Genomic DNA, 2362 nt, shown 5'->3' on the forward strand with positions numbered 1-2362 from the left:
AAATTCCACGGTTGATCAACACAGATAAAGCCCCGACGTATGGGCGGGCGCTGGCATTGCTGAAGCGGGAAGGTAAATGTCCGCAGCATGTGCATCACCGGCAGATACAGTACCGGAATAATATAATTGAGTGCGATCATGGCAAACTGAAACGGATAATCAACGCCACGCTGGGCTTCAAATCAATGAAGACGGCTTACGCCACAATCAAAGGCATTGAAGTGATGCGGGCGCTACGGAAAGGTCAGGCAGAATCATTTTATTTGGGGCATCCCCTAGGCGAGATGCGTCTGGTGAGCAGAGTCTTTGAAAGATAAGACCTTTCAATAACACGAAAGGCTAACTCATCAATATCTTTGCAACAGTGCCGCGAGAAGCGCATCATGGTACGAATCTGCCAATTTCCAAACGAAATGCAACAAAGTGATCTACCGATCAGTTACGGATAAAATAGCCATATTGACCCTATCGGAGACTCTGTTGCATGAAGAGAAAACATTTAACTCAGCATGAGCGCTTTTACATCGAAAAACGAAAAGATGAGGGGATTAACCCGTCTTCCATCTTGAAATCGATACGATTTTTGGCAAAGACCGGAAGTCAGTCCTGCTGACCACGGTGGATAAAGCCACAAAACAGGTCATTATCCATAAACTGGCGAATAAGCGCGCAAAGAGCGTCGTGGAGGCGTTCAGCGACATCGTAGTGAATACCTTCTGTGAGTTCAAAACACTGATAGCAGCAGCGCGCTCATTAGCGTCAGCCAGCTGGCTGGTGCGCATCAGCGGCATCAGCCGCTGGCTGAGTTCTTGGCGATAGTGCACCGGGGCCAGCACAACAGTCATAGCACCCGCCCCCGCGCACTAAAGTGCACAAAACGGCATAGGATGTAGACGCCTGCCAAGGAGATCATTACGGCATGCTAAAGGTGTAGTTCCCTTTTGTCTTATGACCATCCACTGACAATACGTGCCAGCTGACCTTGTACTCCTCACCCCTTTTCAGCGGCTGCTTGAACTGCACGCGCAGCGTGTAGCGCTGGCCTAGAACGCGTTTCGCCTTTAGCTACGGCAATGGCGAGTTATCCATATGGTTCACTACGATGACGCTAAACGCAGGCTCGACATTTTCGGTAAAAGTTACGCATGAATCATAATTACTCTTAACAATGCGCAGCAGTCTTGCTGCCTGAGGCCGAAAGAATACTCCGCTTAAAAACCAGTGTCGAGGTGATAGCGGCTATCAATTTACGCTTAAACTTGCTAATCCGTGCCTTCTGCATTACTTTCTGCCACAAACCATCGGGAGAATATTATGAGTTACAATCTGGCCGCGCTGTCGCAGGATGAGAAAGACAAGGTTAATGTTGATATGGCCGCCGCGGGCGTGGCGTTTAAAGAACGTTATAACATGCCGGTGATTGTCGAAATGGTGGAGCGCGAGCAGCCAGAAGCGCTGCGTGATTGGTTTCGCCAGCGACTGATGCATTATCGCCAGTCCTCACTTTCACTCTCCCGCCTGCCCTGAGAATCTAAGTAAAAATAGTGGCTTGCGTTTTGCTTCCGCTTCGGCTTCGGTTGAGATAAGACACCTACTTTCTCTTACCGGGGAAGCATCATATCCAGTTAGATTATCGCTGCAGCACAGTCAGGTTTACGTCTAGGGGATATTGCTTGGAACCTTCACCACCACCTCGAATTTGTTCGCTACACCGCTGTACGCCATGTTGACCTGCCTGCACAGGAGCGTCAGATGGGGATTAGCATCGGCCTGCCGCTGCAAAGTGGTGAAAACGTGTGCCTCTCGGCACACACCTTATCTGTCTGACGGCACCCGTCTCTCCTACAGTAAACGCAATCTCTTTGGCCCGGAGCAGCAGATATTCATCTAAGGTGAATATCTGCTGCTGTTTGGCTATCAGCATCACCATGTCGCCATCGCCATCTGCGCTGATATCAGCGTGGAGGAGTATGCCCGTGATGCCGTAGCGTACTGGTGTCAGAGAACGGCTACGAGACTGATTGGGCACTGTTGCAAAGATCTGGCGATGGTAAACTGATGCCAGTGTTTAGTTGAAGGAGCAGCACATGAACCCATTTAAAGGTCGACATTTTGAGCGTCATATTATCCTGTGGGCCGTCCCCTGGTACTGCAAATATGGCATCAGTTATCGTGAGCTGCAGGAGATGCTGGCTGAGCGAGGGGTAAATGTTGATCACACCACGATTTATCGATGGGTTCAGCGTTATGCACCTGAAATGGAAAAGCGGCGGCGCTGGTACTGGCGTCAACCTTCCGGTTTTGGCTCATGGCATCTCGATGAAACCTACGTGAAGGTCAACGGACGCTGGGCTTATCTGTA

The 2362-nt window shown here is 50.0% G+C and carries 4 protein-coding genes and 1 pseudogene; 3 read left to right on the plus strand and 2 right to left on the minus strand.

The annotated features are described in order from the left end of the window. Positions 1–317 (plus strand): DDE-type integrase/transposase/recombinase (locus tag BBW68_RS09360; protein ID WP_148127476.1); only part of this gene is annotated, 317 nt, incomplete at its 5' end. A gap of 231 nt (positions 318–548) precedes the next feature. Here the strand turns inward: BBW68_RS09360 and BBW68_RS18385 are convergent. Both BBW68_RS18385 and BBW68_RS16475 read right to left on the minus strand, forming a co-directional pair. Further along, positions 549–845: a hypothetical protein gene (locus BBW68_RS18385; protein WP_148127617.1), complete on the minus strand. Its 297-nt coding sequence runs from the start codon at positions 843–845 to the stop codon at positions 549–551. A 67-nt stretch (positions 846–912) separates the two neighbouring features. Continuing rightward, positions 913–1023 (minus strand): annotated as a pseudogene (locus BBW68_RS16475) (copper resistance protein CopC); the annotation flags it as partial. Positions 1024–1314: 291 nt separating this feature from the next. On the opposite strand from BBW68_RS16475, the gene BBW68_RS09370 reads away from it, so the two are divergent. Beyond that, entirely contained in the window at positions 1315–1527 is a 213-nt protein-coding gene (locus BBW68_RS09370; RefSeq protein WP_070135150.1) for a DNA polymerase III subunit theta, read from the plus strand. Between the two features lie 560 nt (positions 1528–2087). Further along, positions 2088–2362, plus strand: a 275-nt coding sequence (locus BBW68_RS09375) for an IS6 family transposase (RefSeq protein WP_148127618.1), incomplete at its 3' end; no start/stop codon positions are given.

It is taken from the genome of Candidatus Erwinia dacicola (assembly GCF_001756855.1).
Lineage (GTDB): Bacteria > Pseudomonadota > Gammaproteobacteria > Enterobacterales > Enterobacteriaceae > Erwinia > Erwinia dacicola.